This window comes from Gardnerella sp. DNF01195, from assembly GCF_049244175.1.
Classification (GTDB): domain Bacteria; phylum Actinomycetota; class Actinomycetes; order Actinomycetales; family Bifidobacteriaceae; genus Bifidobacterium; species Bifidobacterium leopoldii.
Genome location: NZ_CP058383.1, coordinates 772,997 through 793,389, shown reverse-complemented (window position 1 = coordinate 793,389; position 20,393 = coordinate 772,997). Strand labels below are relative to the sequence as shown.

The 20,393-nt window shown below is 39.9% G+C and carries 13 protein-coding genes and 1 other RNA gene; 9 read left to right on the top strand and 5 right to left on the bottom strand.

Annotation, left to right across the window (positions count from 1 at the left end; genetic code table 11):
• The first annotated feature begins 18 nt into the window (after nucleotides 1–18).
• Nucleotides 19–1,812, top strand: a complete 1,794-nt coding sequence (gene recN / locus HXT43_RS02965; protein ID WP_112928633.1) for a DNA repair protein RecN — start codon at nucleotides 19–21, stop codon at nucleotides 1,810–1,812.
• On the top strand, nucleotides 1,796–2,476 hold the full coding sequence (locus HXT43_RS02960) for an HAD family hydrolase (RefSeq protein ID WP_101886023.1): 681 nt from the start codon (nucleotides 1,796–1,798) through the stop codon (nucleotides 2,474–2,476). Before recN ends, HXT43_RS02960 begins: the two co-directional genes overlap by 17 nt.
• 20 nt (nucleotides 2,477–2,496) lie before the next feature.
• Here the strand turns inward: HXT43_RS02960 and rnpB are convergent.
• Nucleotides 2,497–2,870: RNase P RNA component class A (gene rnpB / locus HXT43_RS02955), an RNA gene on the bottom strand.
• A gap of 211 nt (nucleotides 2,871–3,081) precedes the next feature.
• Here rnpB and hpf point away from each other — a divergent pair.
• Nucleotides 3,082–3,753 (top strand): ribosome hibernation-promoting factor, HPF/YfiA family, encoded by a 672-nt coding sequence (hpf, locus tag HXT43_RS02950; RefSeq protein ID WP_004106803.1) that lies wholly within the window; start codon nucleotides 3,082–3,084, stop codon nucleotides 3,751–3,753.
• Nucleotides 3,754–3,941: 188 nt separating this feature from the next.
• The gene (gene secA / locus HXT43_RS02945; protein WP_004106800.1) at nucleotides 3,942–6,737 is read left to right on the top strand and encodes a preprotein translocase subunit SecA; all 2,796 of its coding nucleotides are present in this window, start codon (nucleotides 3,942–3,944) and stop codon (nucleotides 6,735–6,737) included.
• A gap of 86 nt (nucleotides 6,738–6,823) precedes the next feature.
• On the opposite strand, the gene HXT43_RS02940 is transcribed toward secA, so the two are convergent.
• Nucleotides 6,824–7,492, bottom strand: a complete 669-nt coding sequence (locus HXT43_RS02940) for a hypothetical protein (protein ID WP_101886024.1) — start codon at nucleotides 7,490–7,492, stop codon at nucleotides 6,824–6,826.
• 75 nt (nucleotides 7,493–7,567) lie between these two features.
• Here HXT43_RS02940 and HXT43_RS02935 point away from each other — a divergent pair, with 75 nt between their 5' ends.
• Nucleotides 7,568–8,275: a lysophospholipid acyltransferase family protein gene (locus HXT43_RS02935; protein ID WP_032842512.1), complete on the top strand. Its 708-nt coding sequence runs from the start codon at nucleotides 7,568–7,570 to the stop codon at nucleotides 8,273–8,275.
• Nucleotides 8,276–8,400: 125 nt separating this feature from the next.
• Here HXT43_RS02935 and HXT43_RS02930 read toward each other — a convergent pair whose 3' ends face one another.
• Together HXT43_RS02930 and HXT43_RS02925 are read right to left on the bottom strand one after the other, a co-directional pair.
• Nucleotides 8,401–10,791: a Stk1 family PASTA domain-containing Ser/Thr kinase gene (locus HXT43_RS02930; RefSeq protein WP_101886025.1), complete on the bottom strand. Its 2,391-nt coding sequence runs from the start codon at nucleotides 10,789–10,791 to the stop codon at nucleotides 8,401–8,403.
• Between the two features lie 97 nt (nucleotides 10,792–10,888).
• Nucleotides 10,889–11,995, bottom strand: coding sequence for a polyprenyl synthetase family protein (locus HXT43_RS02925; RefSeq protein WP_064340567.1), 1,107 nt, complete (start codon nucleotides 11,993–11,995; stop codon nucleotides 10,889–10,891).
• A 195-nt stretch (nucleotides 11,996–12,190) separates the two neighbouring features.
• Here HXT43_RS02925 and HXT43_RS02920 point away from each other — a divergent pair, with 195 nt between their 5' ends.
• The 4 genes from HXT43_RS02920 to HXT43_RS02905 all read left to right on the top strand — a co-directional run bounded on the left by HXT43_RS02920 (nucleotide 12,191) and on the right by HXT43_RS02905 (nucleotide 18,436).
• Nucleotides 12,191–13,057: a hypothetical protein gene (locus HXT43_RS02920; RefSeq protein ID WP_064340566.1), complete on the top strand. Its 867-nt coding sequence runs from the start codon at nucleotides 12,191–12,193 to the stop codon at nucleotides 13,055–13,057.
• 130 nt (nucleotides 13,058–13,187) lie between these two features.
• On the top strand, nucleotides 13,188–14,657 hold the full coding sequence (locus tag HXT43_RS02915; RefSeq protein WP_004106787.1) for an RNA polymerase sigma factor: 1,470 nt from the start codon (nucleotides 13,188–13,190) through the stop codon (nucleotides 14,655–14,657).
• 106 nt (nucleotides 14,658–14,763) lie between these two features.
• The gene (locus HXT43_RS02910; protein WP_421780875.1) at nucleotides 14,764–17,145 is read left to right on the top strand and encodes a DNA gyrase/topoisomerase IV subunit B; all 2,382 of its coding nucleotides are present in this window, start codon (nucleotides 14,764–14,766) and stop codon (nucleotides 17,143–17,145) included.
• 115 nt (nucleotides 17,146–17,260) lie between these two features.
• Entirely contained in the window at nucleotides 17,261–18,436 is a 1,176-nt protein-coding gene (locus HXT43_RS02905) for an MFS transporter (protein WP_101886186.1), read from the top strand.
• Nucleotides 18,437–18,568: 132 nt separating this feature from the next.
• On the opposite strand, the gene HXT43_RS02900 is transcribed toward HXT43_RS02905, so the two are convergent.
• Nucleotides 18,569–20,293 carry a PASTA domain-containing protein gene (locus tag HXT43_RS02900; RefSeq protein ID WP_234025948.1) on the bottom strand — a complete coding sequence of 575 codons (1,725 nt, stop codon included), beginning with the start codon at nucleotides 20,291–20,293 and terminating at the stop codon, nucleotides 18,569–18,571.
• Between the last annotated feature and the right edge of the window lie 100 nt (nucleotides 20,294–20,393).

Below are 20,393 nucleotides of genomic sequence, written 5' to 3'. Positions count from 1 at the left end.
TATAAAACGAGGTACAGCGTGCTTGAAGAGTTAGAAATACGTAATCTTGGGCCAATTTCACATGCGCTTATTACTCCTTCGTCTCACATGACAGCTATTACGGGCGAAACAGGTGCCGGAAAGTCAATGCTTTTAAGTGCTATCAAGCTTATTTCTGGATCCAAAGCAGAAGTTGCAAGGATTTCTCCAAATGCTAAAGAAGCGTGGGTCCAAGGCATATTTAGTATTCCTAAAACAAGTGAATTAGTAGATGCTGTTGGCAAATCCGGTATTGAATTAGAGCCTTCAGAAAATGACGAAAATAAATCAGATATGTATGTTTCTAGAACAGTACCACAAGAAGGTCGTTCAAGAGCAACAATTTCTGGTTTCGCAGTACCAAAAACAGTTCTTGAACAAGTATGTTCTCGATTGATAGTGATTCATGGACAAAGTGACCAATTACGCATAGCAACAAATTCAAAACAACGCGAATTGCTTGATACTGTATCTAAAAATAGTGAATTACTTAAGCAATACGCATGTGCGTATCAAGCGTGGAAAGATGCTAAAGAAACATGTAACCGACTAGAAAATCAAGCGTCTTCTTCACGGCAACGTGCAGATTACCTTAGAGAATCATTAGCGCGAATACGAGATGTGAATCCTCTCCCTAATGAAGATAAAGAATTGCGCGCAAAAAGAGAAAGAATTGAGAATTCTGCTCAAATTGTCAAAGCAGTGAGCATTGCGCTCGCATCCCTTGATTCCAGTCAAATAGATTGTGGTGCTTCAGAATCATCTGAAGATGCTTGTTTCCTTGTAGATAAAGCTTCTCAAGCATTACGAAATATTCGTGTAGATGATTCTTTCAATTCTATTGCAAATCAACTTGACGATATTCATGCTCAACTTGACGATATCGTAATGCAGCTTGCTCAACAGTTGGATATCGATGTAAGTGAAAAAGATTTAGATGATTTAAATTCTCGTATTCATGATCTTACTGATTTAACTCGTAGGTGGGGCCCAACATTAGATGATGTACTTGATTGGTCCGAAAAAGCTCAGTTTGAACTTGAAGATTTAGATGATTCTCCTGAAGCTATTGCCAAAGCGCGTGCTAAATGTGCTCAACGATATGATGATGCTCTTAAACTTGCTGAAGAATTATATAAAACTCGTTTAAATGCAGCTCATGATTTTGGCACTTTAGTTAGTGAAGAATTAAACTCTTTGGCCATGCCAGGTGCTCAATTAATTATCAGTGTAAATAAGCGTTGCGAAGATTTATCTGGTTCTATTCCGCTTGATGCTAACGGATGTGATGATGTAGAGTTTTTGTTCCGACCATTTCCTGCTTCTTCAGATTTGCCGATGAGCAAAAGTGCTTCTGGTGGTGAATTAAGTAGGCTTATGCTTGCAATTGAGCTTGTTATTGCGAAGTTGACAGATTGCGACGAAGAAAATATGACATTTATTTTCGACGAAGTAGATTCTGGTGTTGGTGGTGTTGCGGCAGTAGAGCTAGGTAAACGTTTGGCTCAACTTTCTAAACATGCTCAAGTTATTGTTGTTACTCATTTAGCTCAGGTTGCTTCTTTTGCAGATGTACAATTTGCAGTACAAAAAAATCTTGTTGAAAATGACGATAATAGCGAGAATAGCTCTTTTGCTAAAGTTGCAAATACTTCTGTTATTGAGCTTAATGATTTGATGCGTGAACAAGAGATTGCTAGGATGCTTGATGGAAGTGAATCAAAAACTTCACTAGAACATGCTCGTGAACTATTGAATGCAAGTAGGAAGATCATTGATGGATTTACAAAATAATTCGTCTATTGTTGCAGCGATTTTTGATTTTGACGGCACATTACTTGATTCTTTAAGCGTTTGGGATGATATTGATCGAGTAAGTTTTGCGAAACGTGGTATGAGCGTTCCCTCAATCTTTGCTAGTACAACTGCAACAATGAATCCTAGACAAATTGCAGAATATGTTATTAAAAATTACGGGTTCACTGATTCTCCTGAAGCTTTGATGAAGGAGTGGTCAGATATGGCTTTTGACGCTTATGCTAATCATCTTCCGCTAAGAAAAGGCGCGTATGAATATGTGCATTATTTGCATTCTAATGGTGTAAAGCTTTTTCTTGCCACAACTCTTTCTAAACGCTTGTGTATTCCAGCTTTAAAAAGAGTTGGTATTTTTGATTGTTTTGATTTTCTTCATTTTGGAGAAGATTTATCTGAAAAAGGTAAGCATAGTCCTAAAACTTATACCGATATTGCTAATCAGCTTAAAGCAGATCCAGCTGAATGCATAGTTTTTGAAGATTCTGCTACAGCTTTATGTTCAGCTCAGCAAGCTGGTATGCAAACATGCGGAGTAGTTGATAATTCAAACGTAAAAATTGATTTAGATTCGTCGTTTAATAAGTGTTTAGCAGTATTCTCTGATTTTTCTTTCGCTCCAAAAATCAGCGATATAAGTTGAAAATATGCTATTTGGTTGAGTTGATGAGGTTTCACATACCCCGGGTTTTGTCGCATACACAAGTGCATGCGGATGGCCATCCATCTCGATTTGACGTTACCGCCAAACTCTAGCAGTCTACCCGAAGACTTGAGCGAGCAGCTCTAAAGCGTCTTCTGCTTGACCTTGCTCCCAATGAGGCTTGCCATGCGGCTTACTGTTGCCAGAAGCCCGGTGGTCTCTTACGCCGCCGTTTCACCCTTACCCGAACGAAACGTTCAGGCGGTCTATTCTCTGTTGCGCTATCTCTCAGGTCGCCCTGGGCGGACGTTATCCGCCATTGTGCTCTGTGGAGCCCGGAAGTTCCTCAGTCACTCCGAATGAACATTGTGACCGCGGCCATCGTGAAACCTCAACCTTCCTAATTATAGCAGATAATATTAATATCGTAAAAAATTCGTTATTTTATAAGAAATTCCGTAATAAACGTTAATTTTTTTATTTTAATTTAATAAATTGCTAGGTTTGTATGGATTTAGCAGATATAATAGAAGAACCGACGGCATCGTGGCAGTCGGGTTGTACAAATCGAGCTTAAGGTTCGAGTCTATATGGGGAGGTTTCGCATGGAAATCGTCATTACTGGTCGTCATACGCAGATTAATCAAAGGTTCCGTGACGTTGTAGAAAGTAAGATGAATCGTGTGACCGCCATTGCGCCTGATGCGCAGCGCGTGCAAATCGTGTTGACTCATGAAGGCAATCCAAGGCAGGCTGACACAGCAAAGCGAGTTGAAATCACTGTTGTTGCAGGAAGCACTGTGATTCGCGCAGAAGCTTCTAGCACTGATCAATTTAGCGCATTAGATATGGCGCTTGATAAGTTGACGCTTCGTTTGCGTCGTACTCGCGATCGTCGTAAGGATCATCGCCGTGGATATACGGAAATGACTCCTGTAGATATGGGTGCTGTAGAACCTGAGATTGAAACTACCGTTGAAGAGCCAGAAGAAAATGAGGTTAATAGCGCAGATGCTGCTGTTGCTTCCGATTTAGGTCCTGGTGAATCTGTGGAAGTAAGTGTTGGCGACACTCCTATCGTGATTCGTCGTAAGCTACATATTGCAGAGCCTATGAGCATAGATGAGGCTTTGTATGAGATGGAGCTTATTGGACATGATTTCTTCCTGTTTGTAAACAAAGAAACTATGAGACCATCTGTAGTATATCGCAGACATGGTTGGAGCTATGGCGTGTTTGAAATTGATACACCTGAAAATGTTGCTAAGCAAAAGTAATGGTTAAAAACATGTCTAAAGTGCGCGAATAAGTGCGCGTGCCCGTCTAGCACAATGTTGGGCGGGCATTTTTATGTAGAAATCAGACTCGCTAACTTACAAAAATCGTAGCCGTCGCGTAATATAGGCACAGTTTACGTCTATGTTGGCTAGGCCGTCGTCATAGACATGACCTAAGGGAGCAAAACGTGGTAGATATCGTCGATAAAGCCTTGCGTATGGGTGAAGGCCGTCAATTGAAGCGCCTTGAGAACGTAGCCAAGGCTGTGAATGCGTTGGAAGATGAAATTTCCGCGCTTTCCGATGAAGAATTGAAGGGTCAAACTGCTAAATTCAAGCAGCGTTTAGACAATGGTGCAAAGCTTGATGATTTGATGCCTGAAGCCTTCGCTACTGTGCGAGAGGTTTCAAAGCGTACGCTTGGCCAGCGTCATTTCGATGTGCAGCTTATGGGTGGTGCTGCATTGCATTGGGGCAATATTGCAGAAATGAAAACTGGTGAAGGTAAAACGTTGGTCGCTACTTTGCCAAGCTATCTGAATGCTTTGGAAGGCAAAGGCGTGCACGTTGTCACAGTCAACGATTACCTTGCTAGCTATCAAAGCGAACTTATGGGTCGTATTTATAGATTCCTTGGCATGAGCGTTGGCTGCATTATTACCGACCAGCAGCCACCTGAGCGTCGTAAGCAATACAATGCTGATATTACTTACGGTACAAATAATGAGTTTGGCTTCGATTACTTGCGCGATAATATGGCGTGGGAAAAGAGCGAACTTGTGCAACGCGGTCATCACTATGCAATTGTCGATGAGGTCGATTCCATTCTTATCGATGAGGCTCGTACGCCACTTATTATTTCAGGTCCTGCTGAAGGTGATGTAACTCATTGGTATCGTGAATTTGCAAAGCTTGTTTTGAAGCTTACTCGCGATGTTGATTACGAGATTGACGAAAAGAAAAAAACCGCAGGTATTCTTGATCCTGGCATTGCAAAAATTGAGGATTACTTGGGCATCGATAACCTTTATGAGCCAAGCAATACAGCTCTTATTGGTTATTTGAATAACGCTTTGAAAGCTAAGGAGCTTTTCCTTCTAGATCGTGACTATGTTGTCACCAACGGCGAAGTTTTGATTGTCGATGAGCATACTGGTCGTGTTCTTCCAGGTCGTCGTTATAGCGAGGGCTTGCATCAAGCAATTGAAGCTAAAGAAAATGTGGAAGTTAAGGCAGAAAATCAGACTTTTGCTACTATTACTTTGCAAAACTATTTCCGCATGTACGACAAGCTTGCTGGTATGACTGGTACTGCTGAGACTGAAGCTGCAGAGTTCATGGGAACTTACAAGCTTGGTGTTCTTCCAATTCCTTCCAATCGTCCAGTAATTCGTAAAGATAAGGACGATTTGATCTTCCGCACAAAGAAAGAAAAGCTTACTGCTATCGTGCGCGATGTTGCTGAACGCCATGCTAAAGGACAGCCTGTGTTGCTTGGTACAGCTTCTGTTGAATCTTCTGAGATTCTTTCTTCACTCCTTGACGTTGCTCGCATTCCTCACCAGGTTTTGAATGCTAAGCAGAATGCTAAGGAAGCTGCTGTTGTTGCTGTTGCTGGTCGTAAGGGTGCTGTAACTGTTGCTACTAACATGGCAGGTCGTGGTACTGATATTATGCTTGGTGGCAATGTTGAATTCTTGGCTGATGCAAAGTTGAAGGCTGATGGTTATTCTCCAGACGATACTCCTGAAGAATATGAGAAGCGTTGGCCAGGCGTTTTAGCTGAAGTTAAAGAGCAAGTTAAAGACGAGCATGAAGAAGTTAAGAAGCTTGGTGGCTTGTATGTTCTTGGCACTGAGCGTCACGAATCTCGTCGTATTGATAACCAGCTTCGAGGTCGATCTGGTCGTCAGGGCGATCCTGGCGAATCTCGCTTCTACTTGAGCTTGGAAGATGATTTGATGCGCCTGTTCAACACTCAGCTTGTTGCTCGTGTTATGGCTAAGGGATTGCCAGAAGGCGAACCAATTGAGTCTAAGTACGTTTCTAACGGTGTGCGTACGGCACAGAAGACTGTTGAAGCTCGTAACTTTGAAATGCGTAAGAACGTTTTGAAGTATGACGATGTTATGAATAAGCAGCGTACTGTGATTTATGCAGAGCGTCAGATGGTTCTTAAGGGTGAAGATATTCACGAGGACATCTTGAAGTTCATCAGTGACACCGTAGAAAGCTATGTGCGTGGCGCAATGAACGGTTCTGATAAGCCAAAGAATTGGGATTTGGACGGCTTAAAAGATGCTCTTAACTCTGTAATGCCTGTACTTCTTGATTGGGATCAGGTACGTGAAACTATTATCAATCTCAAGGGCGAAAAAGCTGTTTCTGCTTTGCGTGATTTGATCGTCGACAGTGTAGTAAAGGTTTACTCTCTCGTCGAAGATCGTCTCGGTGCTGATCCACTTCGTCAAATTGAACGTCGCGTTGTTCTTTCTGTTCTCGATCGCAAGTGGCGTGAACATCTTTATGAGATGGATTATTTGAAGGATGGTATTGGTCTGCGTGGTATGGGTCAGCGTGATCCGCTCGTTGAATATCAGCGTGAAGGCTACCAGATGTACAATTCGATGATTGAGGCAATTAAGGAAGAAAGCATTCAGCTTCTATTCCACATTGATGTCAATCAGATTGCTTCTACTGAAGATATTTCTTCTGACGATGAGCTTGATGAAGATGTTGCGCAAGCTTCGTCTGAGGTAGATGCTGAAGATCAAGCTGCTGGTATTGTTGGTCCTGCACCTTTGAGCCATGCTGAAGGCGATGTTCCATTAACCATGCGACCAAAGAATGAAGAATGGAAGACTCCATGGTCTGATGGACGTACATTCCCAGGAACAAATAAGAATGACGAATGCCCATGTGGTTCTGGTCGTAAGTACAAGCTTTGCCATGGTCAAAACGAAGCTGAAAATGAAGCTGAGTGACTTGAAAGCTTACTAAAGTAAAATATAAATAAAAGGCGGTGTGATCAAAATCATGCCGCCTTTTATTATATTCGATTGATTATTAGCTATACTCGAGCACCATCTCCATAATCGCTGTAATCTTCTTTATACGGATCAGGTTTTTTGCGATTCATAAGTAATCCTGCTCCACTAAGTAGCATTAATAAGCCGCATATAATACCAACAATGTTCGCTATAGTAGGAATAAAAGCACTTACAATAACACCGAAGATACCTATAACAAATAGAATCCACAAAACTACATTAACTAGAGATACGTTATAAAATTGTGGATTTGGAGGCACAAAATCATCGCCATAGTCTTCCATAGTCTTATCTAAATCGAGCCAACTTGTGCGGGTATTATCACGAGGACCTTTAGCAGTTATAATCGTGTGAGAATCTTGCATTCTAGTAGGAATAATATAAGATTTATGGCTACTTAGATTTTTTAAGTTAAATTTATTTTTTATTACACTTTTTTGATTTTTAGAATTATTGTCGCTTGCTATAGTGTTGCGCTCTTTCTTTTTTTCTTCTTTCTGAGCGTGCTTTTCAAAACTTTTTGCGCTACGTGAATTAGCAATATCGTTCATGTCATCAGAATGTTCTGCAACAAAAGATGACCATTCGTCATCAAAATCTCCGTTGTTTTGTTTTCGATTATTTTTTAACGATTCTGACGTTAACTCGTCATCACGGCGAGGGTCGTTGGTATTCTTAGAAGAAGTCATGAACTATACTGTAGCAAGTCTTCCTGATTCTATGCTTAAAATGTTCGAAATTGGACTTGCAAGAAAGGATATGGTATGTTGTACTGGTTCTTCGTGAAGGGACTTGGGGGTATTGCCCGCATGAGGATTCATCCATCAGCGCAAGGTGTTAAAAATGTTCCTAAAAAGGGTGGAGCTATTATTGCTGCAAATCATCTTGCTGTTATTGATGACGCGCTTCTGCCATTGACTTGTCCTCGTATGATCCACTTTATGGGTAAAGCAGAATATTTTGAAGGCAAAGGTTTAAAGGGTCGTTTTAAGAAGTGGTGGTTTACTTCTGTGGGCGTTTTCCCCGTAGATCGTTCTGGAGGCGCAAAATCTCTTGGCGCTTTGAATCATGCTCGTGAAATATTAGAAAAAGGTCAGCTTTTTGGCATTCATATTGAAGGCACAAGAAGCCCAGACGGTCGTTTATATCGTGGTCATACTGGTGCTGCACGTCTTGCTCTTGAAACAGGTTGCCCGATTATACCTGTTGCAATTATTGGAACTAGAGAATTACAAGTGCATGGTCAAGTTATTCCAGCAAAAGGCAAGACTAAGGCGATTTATGGCGAGCCTATTCAAGTAGAGCGTGTTCGTGACGAAAGTGAGATCACTCACGAGCGTTTACGCGAAATTACAGATAAAGTAACTAAGTCTATTCAGCAAATGAGTGGTCAAGAATACGTTGATGAATATGCTCAAACCGTAAAAGAACGTATGCGTCAAAAACGTGAAGAAAGTAACGAAAATAAGTAAAATATAATGCTGATTCTCATGCTATTAGATTAACATTATTACATATTTAAATTTTATTTATGTTCAAATATGTAAGCGGCGAAAGTTATTGAGCTTCCGCCGCTTTTATAATACTTAAGACACGCTTATATTACTGTAAGAGTAATAATAGAAGGATTTCCATTAGAATCCTTCAATGGCACTTCGCTTCCAGCTCCAGGGGATTGGAAGCGCACTACGTGCATTAAATCACCAAGTGGAGCAGAAACACGAACTTTAAGCCCTAGACTTTCAATAATCCTTCTAGCTTCATCACTGCTCTTTCCGCAAACGTTTGGCAATGTAACAGTTTTTGGACCTTTTGAAACAACAACTTTAACGCTATCGCCCCAATGTAAGTCAGAACCAGCTTCAACAGAAGCGCGGATAATCTTACCCTTTGCTACAGTATCGCTATTTTCTTCTTCGTACTTTACATCCAGCTTAGCGTCAGTCAAAGCTAAGTCAGCTTCATTCTTTGTTTTCCCAACTATATCTGGCATTTGTACAGGCTTAGGTCCCTTAGAAAGTAAAATACTTACTTCTTCGTTATGGTTCATGCGTGTGCCAGGTTTAGGGTTAATATCAATTAAGCTGCCAGCTGGTATATCTATAGAATACGTATCTCCTGACTTATCGTGAATAATGTTAGTAAAGCCTGCTTTACGCAATGTTTTCAAAGGATTTTTGCCATTGTAAGTCTTTGGATCTGTAATATCGTCCGGGATTGTAGCCTTACGAATTCCACGCGAAATTACAACATTAAGAGCACTATTATTGTGCTTTTGAATATGGCTTCCGACAACATCAGGATTTGTTGAAACTACTTTTCCTTCTGGCACATCGTCACTATAATCTTTTGAAACTGTGTAAGGAATTCCAGCAACTTTAAGCGTGTGCTCATATCGTTGCCAATTGACATCAGTTATTTTGCAAGATGCATAATTGTTGCATTGAAGGTCGTCAGGCTTAGGTAGCGTCCAATAACTGCCAGGACCTAAGAAATACCAAAAACCACCAATAGCAGCAATTGCTAATACTCCAGCTGTACTTAAACCTGCAATAATGAAAACACGCTTTTTAGAAGAGCGGTTAGACTTGTTTCCTAAGTCCTTTTCTGTATATGACAGGCCCAATGGTTTTGTTGCATTTAATTTGTTGTTAAAATTGCGAGAGCTAATAGCAATTGTTGGCATATTGCTATCGTCAAATTCTTCTAAAGGATTATCTTGCGAATTGTATGACACATCTTCTGCATTAGTAGCATGCCATTGCATAGCTTGTGTTTTTTGAAGATTATTCGCATCGAAAGCACTGTTGGACTTCGCTAGTGAATTGTCTATTGCTACATTATTGACTTCAGGATTATGTAGATCATTATTTGTGCGTGAATCGAGTTCACCTACAGAATTATCTCTAGGTATTGCAACAGTTTCGTCTGTAGCATTTTGCAATAAAGAGTTGGAATTAGCAGAAAAATTAGAGCCTGAAGTATTTATCGCTCGTGTAGCATCTGAGTCATTATTAGGATTCAATTTGTCCGAATAATTTGCTTCAGGGGGAACACGCAAATTATTAATAGGAGAAAAGTCTGTTTCTTCTGAAAACTCTTGTGGTTCTTCTGCTTTGTATTGCCAATCTTCAGGGTTTAATTGTGTAGAAAGTGCACGTAATTTTGCTAATGCTTCACTTGCATCTTTAGGTCGTTCGTTCATGTCGCGAGCAGTGAGGTTTGCTATGAATTGTGCAACTTTTTCGCTAATTCCAGGGCAAGCTGTAGCAATTGAAGGAGTGTTTTCATGCACATGCTTGAAAACAAGCGTAACAGGATTATCTGCAGTAAAAGGCACTCTTCCTGCAAGCATTTCCCAAGCCATCATGCCCGCTGAATACAAATCACCTTGAGGAGTTGCAAGATTATGCTCAATAAGTTCAGGAGCAAGATAAGCTGCTGTGCCAAGAAGCAATCCTGTAGAAGATAATGTTGCTTGCGAAATTGCTCTAGCTAAACCGAAATCAGTAATCTGAACATGACCTCGATCGTTAATTAAAATATTTTCCGGCTTAATATCTCTATGCACAACTCCAGCATTATGTGCAGAAGCGAGACCATCCAAAGTTTCTGCAAGTAAACGCAGCGTATCTCGCACACTGAATGTGCCTTGCATATTCATTTCATAACGCAAATTAACGCCATGAACATATTCCATCACAAGATAATCAAGCCCATCATATTCGCCCGTATCATAAACTTGCACAATATGTGGATTGGCAATTGCTGCAGCAGAGGTTGCTTCTCTGCGGAATCTAGCAATAAATTGCTGGCGATGCACTCCTTGAGCAAGTTGAGTGTGCATGATTTTAATTGCTACAGGTCTATCAAGGCGTTCATCTTCTGCTTGATACACAGTAGCCATGCCACCCTGAGCTATTTTGCGCACAATGCGATAGCGATTTTCAATGCGCATACCTGGCTGCGCCTGCGTAGCTTCATCCATTGTCACAATCCTTATACGCGTAAAACCATTTTTGCTACTTACGAGTGTACAAGCAAGATAGTAAAGAAGGCTAATTTCGAGCGTTATTTACTAAATATTATTGTACATTACGCCATGCTTCTGGTATAAATCGTTTGCTAATTTCATGCAAAATAGTTTTTCCACTATCGCTCAATGTACTTGATTCGATTGCTTGTTGTGAATCATTCCATAGATTCTCAATTCGCTTTTTTGATTTTTCAATAGCACCAGAAGTATGGTAAATCTGTATTATTTTATTTACATCATCTTCACTCCTAGTACTACTCGTATAAGCTTTTAATAGTATTTCTCTTTCGTTATCGTTTCCGTATTGCAAAGCATCTGCAAGAAGAACTGCACGCTTACCTTCTCTAATATCACCGCCAATAGGCTTACCTGTAATCTTGCTATCTGAAACAATATCAAGCAAATCATCAGCAATCTGGAAAGCAACGCCTAACGAATTGCCAATAGAATTAGCAAGATTGTATGCTTCAGTTGGTTGCATATTTGCTGCAAGAAAGCCGAGAGTTAATGGAGCAACAGTAGTGTAACTGGCTGTTTTCCATCTAAAAACATTCAAAGATGATTCCGCAAGTTGTATTGGATTATCTAGTTGCATCATTTCTATAGACAAATCCAATACTTGACCAATACCAACATTTCTTTGCATAGACGCAAATGCTGCTAACAATTCCTCGCCATAAGTAAAATTCTTCGCACAATTTCTTGCAATATCGAAACTTTCTGTGGCAAGTAGATCTCCTAGCATTAAACCTAAGCCTGTGCCAATATGCTTATTATTGCAAGCTTTACTTAATGCACAATACGCACTAGGCTTTCCACGTCTCAAATAAGATTCGTCAATAATATCATCATGAATTAATGCAGCTGTTTGAAATACTTCTAGAGCACAAGCTATGTCAAATACAGACTGTTCATGGATTTTTTGAATATTGGTTTCTTTTGATGCAGCGTAAAATGCTGAAATCGTAAGAAGAGCTCTAAGACGTTTTCCGCCTTCGCTTGAAACAATAGCTTGCTTTATTACTTGCTGTAGTGTTTGCGCACATGTGGATGAAAGATTATCTTCTAGTCCCGTATTAAATTGCTGAGAAATTAAAAAAGTAATTCTAGATTCAATATCGTTAAGACTGTAATTGTTGCCTATAAATGTGCTCATATTATGAAAGTTATCCACAGGGCTGAACATTACAAAACGCAGTTATTATTATGGTTTAATAAGCTTTTCACCGCGGAAATAGTTTTTTATTGAATGCTGACTTATGTCTTGAGAAACTTCAATATATCAAAAAATGCTATTACATAGTTTGATTATCAAAATAAAAAATCATGTAAAAAATGAGGGGGAGTATGCATGGAAATTGTAGAGGATGATTTGAAAACAAAGATATCGCATAATTGTATGGATGACTTTGATATGCAAAGTCTTATGCAAATTTATGGTGAAAGCGCTAATTCTTTTAATGGTTGTTTAGATTTTGCAGGTTCAGAAGATTTTGAAAGTTTTGCTGGAAGAGAAATTTCAGATATTAATGGGAATATATATCCTTCCAAAGAGTGCAGCTTTTTTATGACTTTTTCTAAGGAATATATTTACAACAACTGTAGTGATAGTGTGCAATGGATTAAAGGATTAGAATATTGGGTTCCGGCAGTTTCGGAAGCTTTTATAGAAAATGTTGATCGAAATGGCAAGCAATACGCCATTAGAGATATTGCAAGCAGAGCGCTTATGCGATGGTACAATATGTTTGCTTACGATGAAAAAATGTTTGGATATGATCTAGTAAACCTGCCAATAGCAATGTTGCATAATATTAATGTTCGTGACGCAATGCTTATTTCTATTCTGGATGAAAATCAAGAATGGTATGACGAAAAAACTTTGTCGGAATTTGCTTGGTGTCCTCACACTTCTGAAGTATCTCGTAATTTGCGGCATTGTTTAGAAGCAAAATTCACTCAAACAAATAATAAGCCTGATATAAAGAGAGCTATTTTCGCGTGCAAAATTTTAAAATCTATGGCTATTATTACTAAAAGCATTCCAAAATTATCTGTGCAAGTTTACGCTTTATTAGCTTATATCAGCTGGTGGTTTAGGCTAGGAGAAGTAAAGTATTATTGTGATTGTGCATTGCGCATTGATCCTGATTGTTCTATGGCAAAAATAGTGTGTGGAGCATTCGAAAATGGTCTTGAGCCAGCATGGATTGAATAATTCGCCACGCCGCAAAAAATTAGTTGGGGAATAATCGTCTTGCTTAAATGGTTTACTACTTAAGGTAAAACTTGCCCTTGCATGAACTATGCCTATATGCGTTACAAGGGGATAATACAGGAGGAACAGTTTGACGAGTGAAGTTGGATCAACGGTCGACAGCGACGAAATGCAAGATGATACTAAGCCTGTAAAAACTCGCAAGGCTAGCGCTGCGCGTAAAACCAGTACTCGAACTTCGTCAGCTGATAGCAAGACACGCAGTTCTCGCTCAAAGAAAACTGAAGACAACAAGATTGATACTGAATCAGTATCGTCTGATGCTAAACATGACGAAACTGAGGATAGCGTAGATATTGAATCTCAAGATCAATTATCTATTGACGATCCTTTAGATGACGATCCACATCTTGATGTTGATGATGAACATTTGAATCTTGATGATTTAGACGATATCCAGCCAGAAGATATATCTGATGTTGACGATTTAAGCGATATTGACGTTGCAGATGATCTTGATGATGAAGAGTCTGAAGATCTTGATGAAATTGATGATCACGACGAAATTAAGCATGATGCTCCGCAAGTGCCACAAGCAAAAGGCGCATTTGTTGTACGAGACGATGACGATGATGATAATCTAACTCCGTCTGGTAATCCTAAGCGTCGTGTAATTGCTACAGGCGCTACTGCAGATCCTGTTAAGGATTATTTAAAGCAGATAGGTCGCGTGAGCTTGCTTAACGCTGAGCAAGAAGTTGATTTGTCAGAGCGTATTGAAGCTGGATTGTATGCTCAGCATTTGCTTGATACTCAAATTGATCAAATGGAGTTTAAGCGTAAGCGTGAGCTTAAGTGGGCTGCAGCAGATGGTAAGAAAGCTAAAGATCATCTTCTTGAAGCAAACTTGCGTCTTGTTGTTTCTCTTGCTAAGCGTTATACGGGTAGAGGCATGCTTTTCCTTGATTTGATTCAGGAAGGTAACCTTGGTTTGATTCGTGCAGTTGAAAAGTTTGACTGGAAGAAGGGCTTTAAGTTCTCAACTTACGCAACTTGGTGGATTCGCCAGGCTATTACTCGTGCTATGGCAGATCAGGCTCGTACTATTCGAGTTCCAGTGCATATGGTTGAAGTTATTAATAAGCTTTCTAGGGTTCAGCGTCAAATGCTTCAAGATTTAGGTCGTGAACCTACACCAGATGAGCTTGCTCGCGAACTAGATATGCCAGTAGAAAAGGTTCAGGAAGTACAAAAGTACGGTCGTGAACCGATTTCTTTGCACACTCCTTTGGGTGAGGATGGCGATTCTGAGTTTGGCGATTTGATTGAAGATACTGACGCAATCGCACCGTCTGATGCTGTTGCATTCTCGCTTCTTCAAGAACAGTTTAGGCAAGTTTTGGAAACTTTGGCCCCTAGAGAGGCTGGAGTTATTAAGATGCGCTATGGCTTGGAAGATGGTCAACCAAAGACTTTAGACGATATTGGTCGCGTTTATGGTGTTACTCGTGAACGTATTCGTCAAATTGAGTCTAAAACAATGTCTAAGCTGCGTCATCCTTCTAGATCGCAAACTTTGCGTGACTTCTTAGATCAGTGATTGTGTGAAGTTATATTACAAAGTGTCGTATTGTTGCTTTTGCGATAGTACGACACTTATTGCTTAAAATAATCGGTTGTACGTTTAATAAGTGCAAGGGGTAGAAGTGGTCTCTCATAAAGAGCAATATGATGCTGATAGCTTGACTGTGCTTGAAGGCTTAGACGCAGTTCGTAAGCGTCCAGGCATGTATATTGGCACTACAGACAGTCAAGGTTTAATGCATTGCCTTTGGGAGATTATTGACAACGCAGTTGACGAAGCTTTAGCTGGAGCTTGCGATCATATTATTGTTACTCTTCACGACGATGGATCTATTGAAGTTGCAGATAACGGTCGTGGTATTCCAGTAGACGTTGAGCCTAAAACAAAACTTACAGGCGTTGAAGTTGTTTTAACTAAGCTTCATGCTGGAGCAAAGTTTGGCAACGCTTCTTATAATGCTGCAGGCGGTTTACATGGCGTTGGCTCTTCTGTTGTAAACGCTTTGAGTTTGCGTTTGGATGTCGAAGTTGATAGAGACGGTAAAACGCATCATATGGCGTTCCATCAGGGACATCCTGGAGTTTATAGTGATGCAGATCCAGAGCATCCATCTCCTGCTTCTCCGTTTAAGCGCACGCGAAAAAATAAGCCTACTGAGCTTGAAATTATTGGCACTGTTTCGCCAAAAACTACCGGCACTCGTGTACGCTACTGGGCGGATCCAGAAATTTTTAACTCAACTGCGCATTTCAGCTATGAGCAGCTTATTGCTCGCGTGCGTCAAACAAGTTTCCTGGTTCCAGGCTTAAAAATTACTGTTATTGACGAGCATGTGCCTGAAGGTGAATCTGCAAATATTGAAGAAATTGATTCTCCAGAAGACAATGTTATAGAAGATAATGCTGCAGAAGATAATCTTCTTGAAAACCAGTCTGATAATAGCGATGACTCTGTGCCTGAATTTGAAGAATTAGAATCTGAAACAACATTAGAAGATGAAGATGATTCTGAAGATGAGACTGAAAATATCGCGAATGAAGATGCTGAATCTGAAGAATCAGTTGCACAATCTGTTGCAAATGCTGAGTCTGCTAACTCAATGCAAAATAAGCATCATCCTCGAGTAGTTGAATTTTTGCATAATGGTGGCGTCAAAGATTTCGTTGATTTTCTTTCAAAAGGTGAAGCAGTATCGGATATTTGGCGTATTTCTGGCGAAGATACATATGTAGAAGAAACGCAAGCTGTTGATTCTGCAGGAGATTTACATGCTCAACAAGTAACGCGTAAGTGCGGCGTTGACATTGCAATGCGTTGGGTAAACGGCTACGATTCAACGATTATTAGTTTCGTAAACGTTGTTGAAACTCCTGGCGGAGGTATGCACGTTGACGGATTCTTGCAAGGATTGACCAAGCAAATTCGTAAAGCTGTTGAAGACAACGCACGCAAATTAAAAGTAAATCTTAAAGATTCGAATACGAAAATTGAGCGAGACGACATTACAGCAGGATTGGTAGCAGTCGTAACTGTTCGCATTGCTGAGCCTCAATTCCAAGGTCAAACTAAGGATGTTCTTGGAACCGCACAAGTTAAGCCAATTGTTACTAAAATGACTGATGCTCAATTTGGTGAGATGATTACTGGATCTAAGCGAGGATTCAAAGAGCAGTCTGCTAGGGTTTTGGAAAAAATCGTTTCCGAAATGCATGCTCGTGTTCAGGCGCGTAAAACTAAGGAAGTTACGCGCAGAAAGAATGCGCTTGAGTCTGCTTCAATGCCACCAAAACTTTCTGATTGCCAGCCTGGAAACGACGATGTTGCAGAACTTTTCATCGTCGAGGGTGATTCTGCACTTGGCACTGCAAAAGCTGCTAGGAACTCTGCTTTCCAAGCGCTTCTTCCAATTCGCGGTAAGATTTTGAACGTGCAAAAGGCAAGTCTTGCACAAATGCTTTCAAACAAAGAGTGTGCTGCAATTATTCAGGTTGTTGGAGCGGGATCGGGCGCAAGTTTTGATATTTCGCAAGTGCGTTATAACAAGATTGTTATGATGACTGATGCTGATGTTGACGGCGCGCACATTCGTATTTTGCTGCTGACGCTGTTCTATCGTTATATGCGTCCGCTTATTGAGCACGGTCATGTTTATGCTGCAGTGCCGCCTCTTCACAGAATTGCGCTCGCTGGAAAGCGAAAGGGTGAGTATATTTATACTTACTCAGACGACGAATTGGCTGGAAAGCTTGATGATTTGCAAGCTAAGGGCATTGATTTTAACAGCGATATTCAGCGCTATAAGGGCTTGGGCGAGATGGATGCGGATCAGCTTGCAGACACTACTATGGACCCTAGAACCCGTATGCTTCGAAGGATTCGTATGGAAGATGCTCAGCAAGCGAGCGAAGTATTCGATTTGCTGATGGGTGATGATGTTCCTCCGCGCAAGCAGTTTATTGTTGATAACGCTGATGACTTTGATCGTTCCAAAATCGATACCTGATGTCGGCATGTTGTTTGCGTTGCTTTATGTCGCCTTGTATATTTATATTCCTTTATATTGCTTTATGAAGGCGTGTTTGCGTTAGAAATATGAAGTACTAATGTTTGGGAATTTTATGATTAACCTTCTTCTTGTTGTTATTTATCTTGCTTTTATTAGTTTGGGTTTGCCGGATGCTCTTTTAGGAGCTGCGTGGCCTACGATGAGTCACGATATTGGTGCGCAAATTTCTTGGGCTGGCGGAATATCAATGGTTATTTCTGCAGGAACAATTATCTCTGCATTACTTTCGAACAAACTTACGTGCAAATTTGGCCCTGGGAAAGTTACGCTTATTTCAGTTGCTCTAACAGCTTTAGCGCTACTAGGTTTTTCTTTTGCTCCGAATTATCTTGTGCTTATTTTTCTAGCTATACCCTACGGTTTAGGTGCTGGAGGAGTGGATGCGGCTCTTAATAACTACGTTGCAGTGCACTATGAGAGTTGGCATATGAGCTGGCTTCACTGCATGTGGGGAATTGGTGCTTCTACAGGTCCTTATATTATGGGTTTTGCGCTTTCGCATGGTCAAAGATGGACTGCTGGATACCAGTATATTGCCGTTATGCAGATTGCTTTAACACTTGTGCTGCTCATGAGTTTGCCGTTGTGGAAAAACAATAAAAAGAATGAATTGAATAAGATCGTTGAGTCAAAAACAAAATCTTTTGAAAAGGTATCTTATGCGGGAATTTTGCGCATTCCAGGAGCTAAAAATATACTTATTATGTTCTTTTGCTATTGTGCGTTGGAACAAACTGCAGGCTTGTGGGCTAGTAGTTACATGGTTTTGCATGGAGGAGTTAGCCGCATTGTTGCAGCTGGTTGGGCAAGCCTGTTCTATGTTGGTATTACGGTTGGTCGTTTTGTAAGCGGATTTCTTACTATGCGTTTTAACGATGCAACCATGATTCGTATTGGGCAGTGCGTAATGCTTATGGGCATTCTGGTGTTGCTGCTGCCTTTGCCGAATCATATTGAGCTTGTTACAGGATTCATTATTATTGGACTTGGTTGCGCTCCTGTTTATCCATGCATCATTCATTCAACTCCGCATTATTTTGGTGCTGATAAGTCTCAAGCAATTGTTGGCATGCAAATGGCAAGCGCATACATCGGCTCTATGGTAATACCTGCGATTTTTGGAATAGTTGCACAGAATGTTTCCATGATGCTGCTTCCAGCTTATTTGTTTATTCTTCTCGCTGTAATGACTTTTATGCATGTGCGTCTGATGCGCGTTTATGCATAATAATCTCTTATAATAAAATTAAACCCTTCAAAAGTTGAAATACTACAACTAGAAGGGCTTAATTTATTGATAAGCAAATGATTAAGCGTTTTTAAGTGCTAATATTATTTGCTTTACAACGTCAAATTTTAACTACAAGGTTTTTATAATATCGAACCTTAACCAATTTAAAGGTTCTTCAATCTTGTAATAAACATTGTCGCCGTCTGGAGCTGGCGCGAAAGGCACTGGCTTGTTCTTTTTTGTCGGCACAAACGGGCTAGTTGGATAATCGGGTCCAGTAACTCCATCAGGAATAGCTACTTGTGTTTTATCGTACAGCTTTGGATCTCTTCGCATAATGAATGGTCGGCTAAAATCAGGCTTATTTTTCCCTTTGCCTTTAAAGTATCCGCTCTTTTCAAGTTCATCAAATTTTGTATTTACAGGAACAAGCACAAAGAAATCATGCATTTTGTAGGTTAATCCTGTATTAGCATCTTTGTTAGAACCTTTATACATTCCTTGATCATCAAATTTTTCAGGGCTGTTTTCTGCGTTTATATCTTTACCATGTTCACAAACTCTTACACCTGGTGATGGGGAAAATATATTGTTTCCGCAAGATGGCAAATCTAATCCTTTGTAGAATTCTACTGCGCCAGTATCGCCGGAAAGTAAATGACTTTTCATCATATCATTCATAGGTAATTTTTTATCGTATAGAATAGATCCAGATATATCTTGCGAATAGTTATTCATGCTAAGATAATTTTCATCACTTATCATAATAGGCTTAGCTCCATCATTCATGAGATCGCCAACGCGTGTCCCTAACACAACTGTAGATTCACCTTCAACAAACGATGGCATTTCATTGAAGTATAAGCATTCGCCGCCTTTATTACACCAAACTCCTGCAATTGGAGAAAGGCCTTTTGTTACGCGGACATCAGCATTATTTATTCCGTCCAGATGCTCTTTTTTAGTTAGTACTTCTTTTGTTTCACTTGCATCAACACCGTAGTATAGAGTAACCTTTTTTACTTCTTTCAAATTTTCTTCACCCAATGCAGGGTAGGAGCCCACAATTTTATCAATATAATTACGAGAAGAAAATCGTGGTTTTAATTCGTATTTCGTTATTCCAACTTTTTCCAGTATTTGTTTTGCGCTGTCTATATCTTTTCCTAGCAAGTCTGCAGGTACTACTTTTTTGTTGCATTTACTAGCAATAGCAATATGCATATTGTCACCTTCGTAAGCTGCATTAAAAGCTTCTCCGGGCATAGGATAAGTTGAAATAATGGTTCCAGGCTTTACTGTTGCAGGAACTTTATGAACTTCTACTTTTAAGCCCATTGCTTTTACTTCGTCAGTAATTTCGTCTACAGTTTTCCCAATAACGTTTTTTGGCATACCTGGACCAAGAGATTCCACAACTGTTATTTTTGTGGAATGATTAACCTTACTACCTGGTTTAATGCCTTTTAATGAAATAAAAGAACCTTTTTTGCGTTTATTAAGTTCCCTAACAATTTCTACTTTAAAACCTTTTGAGCGTAAATTCGTTGCAGCAGCTTGAGCATTTGTATCTTTAATCACTGGCACTGTGACCATACCTGAATTTGGCTGTACTTGCGTTATGTAATAAATCGTTCCAGCGGTCGCAACTATAGCTAGAACTATTATTGCGCAAATAATTGATATGAATGCGCCTTTTTTCTTATGATTTTTATTACCTTTATTAGGTTCTTTTTGCAACTCTTGTGCATGTGTTTGTTGCTCTACTTGATTTATTTCTTGTTCTTTAGTTTTATCTTCGTAATTTTCGTTAGGCGTACCGCATTGTTCGCAAAACTTTGCATCGTCTACCATGCTACTGCCGCAATGAGTGCAAAATGACATATTTTCCCTTTCTCTTTAAAAAATTTACCTAATTTTTAATAGCTTTAGTTTTATATTATCTATTTTCTTA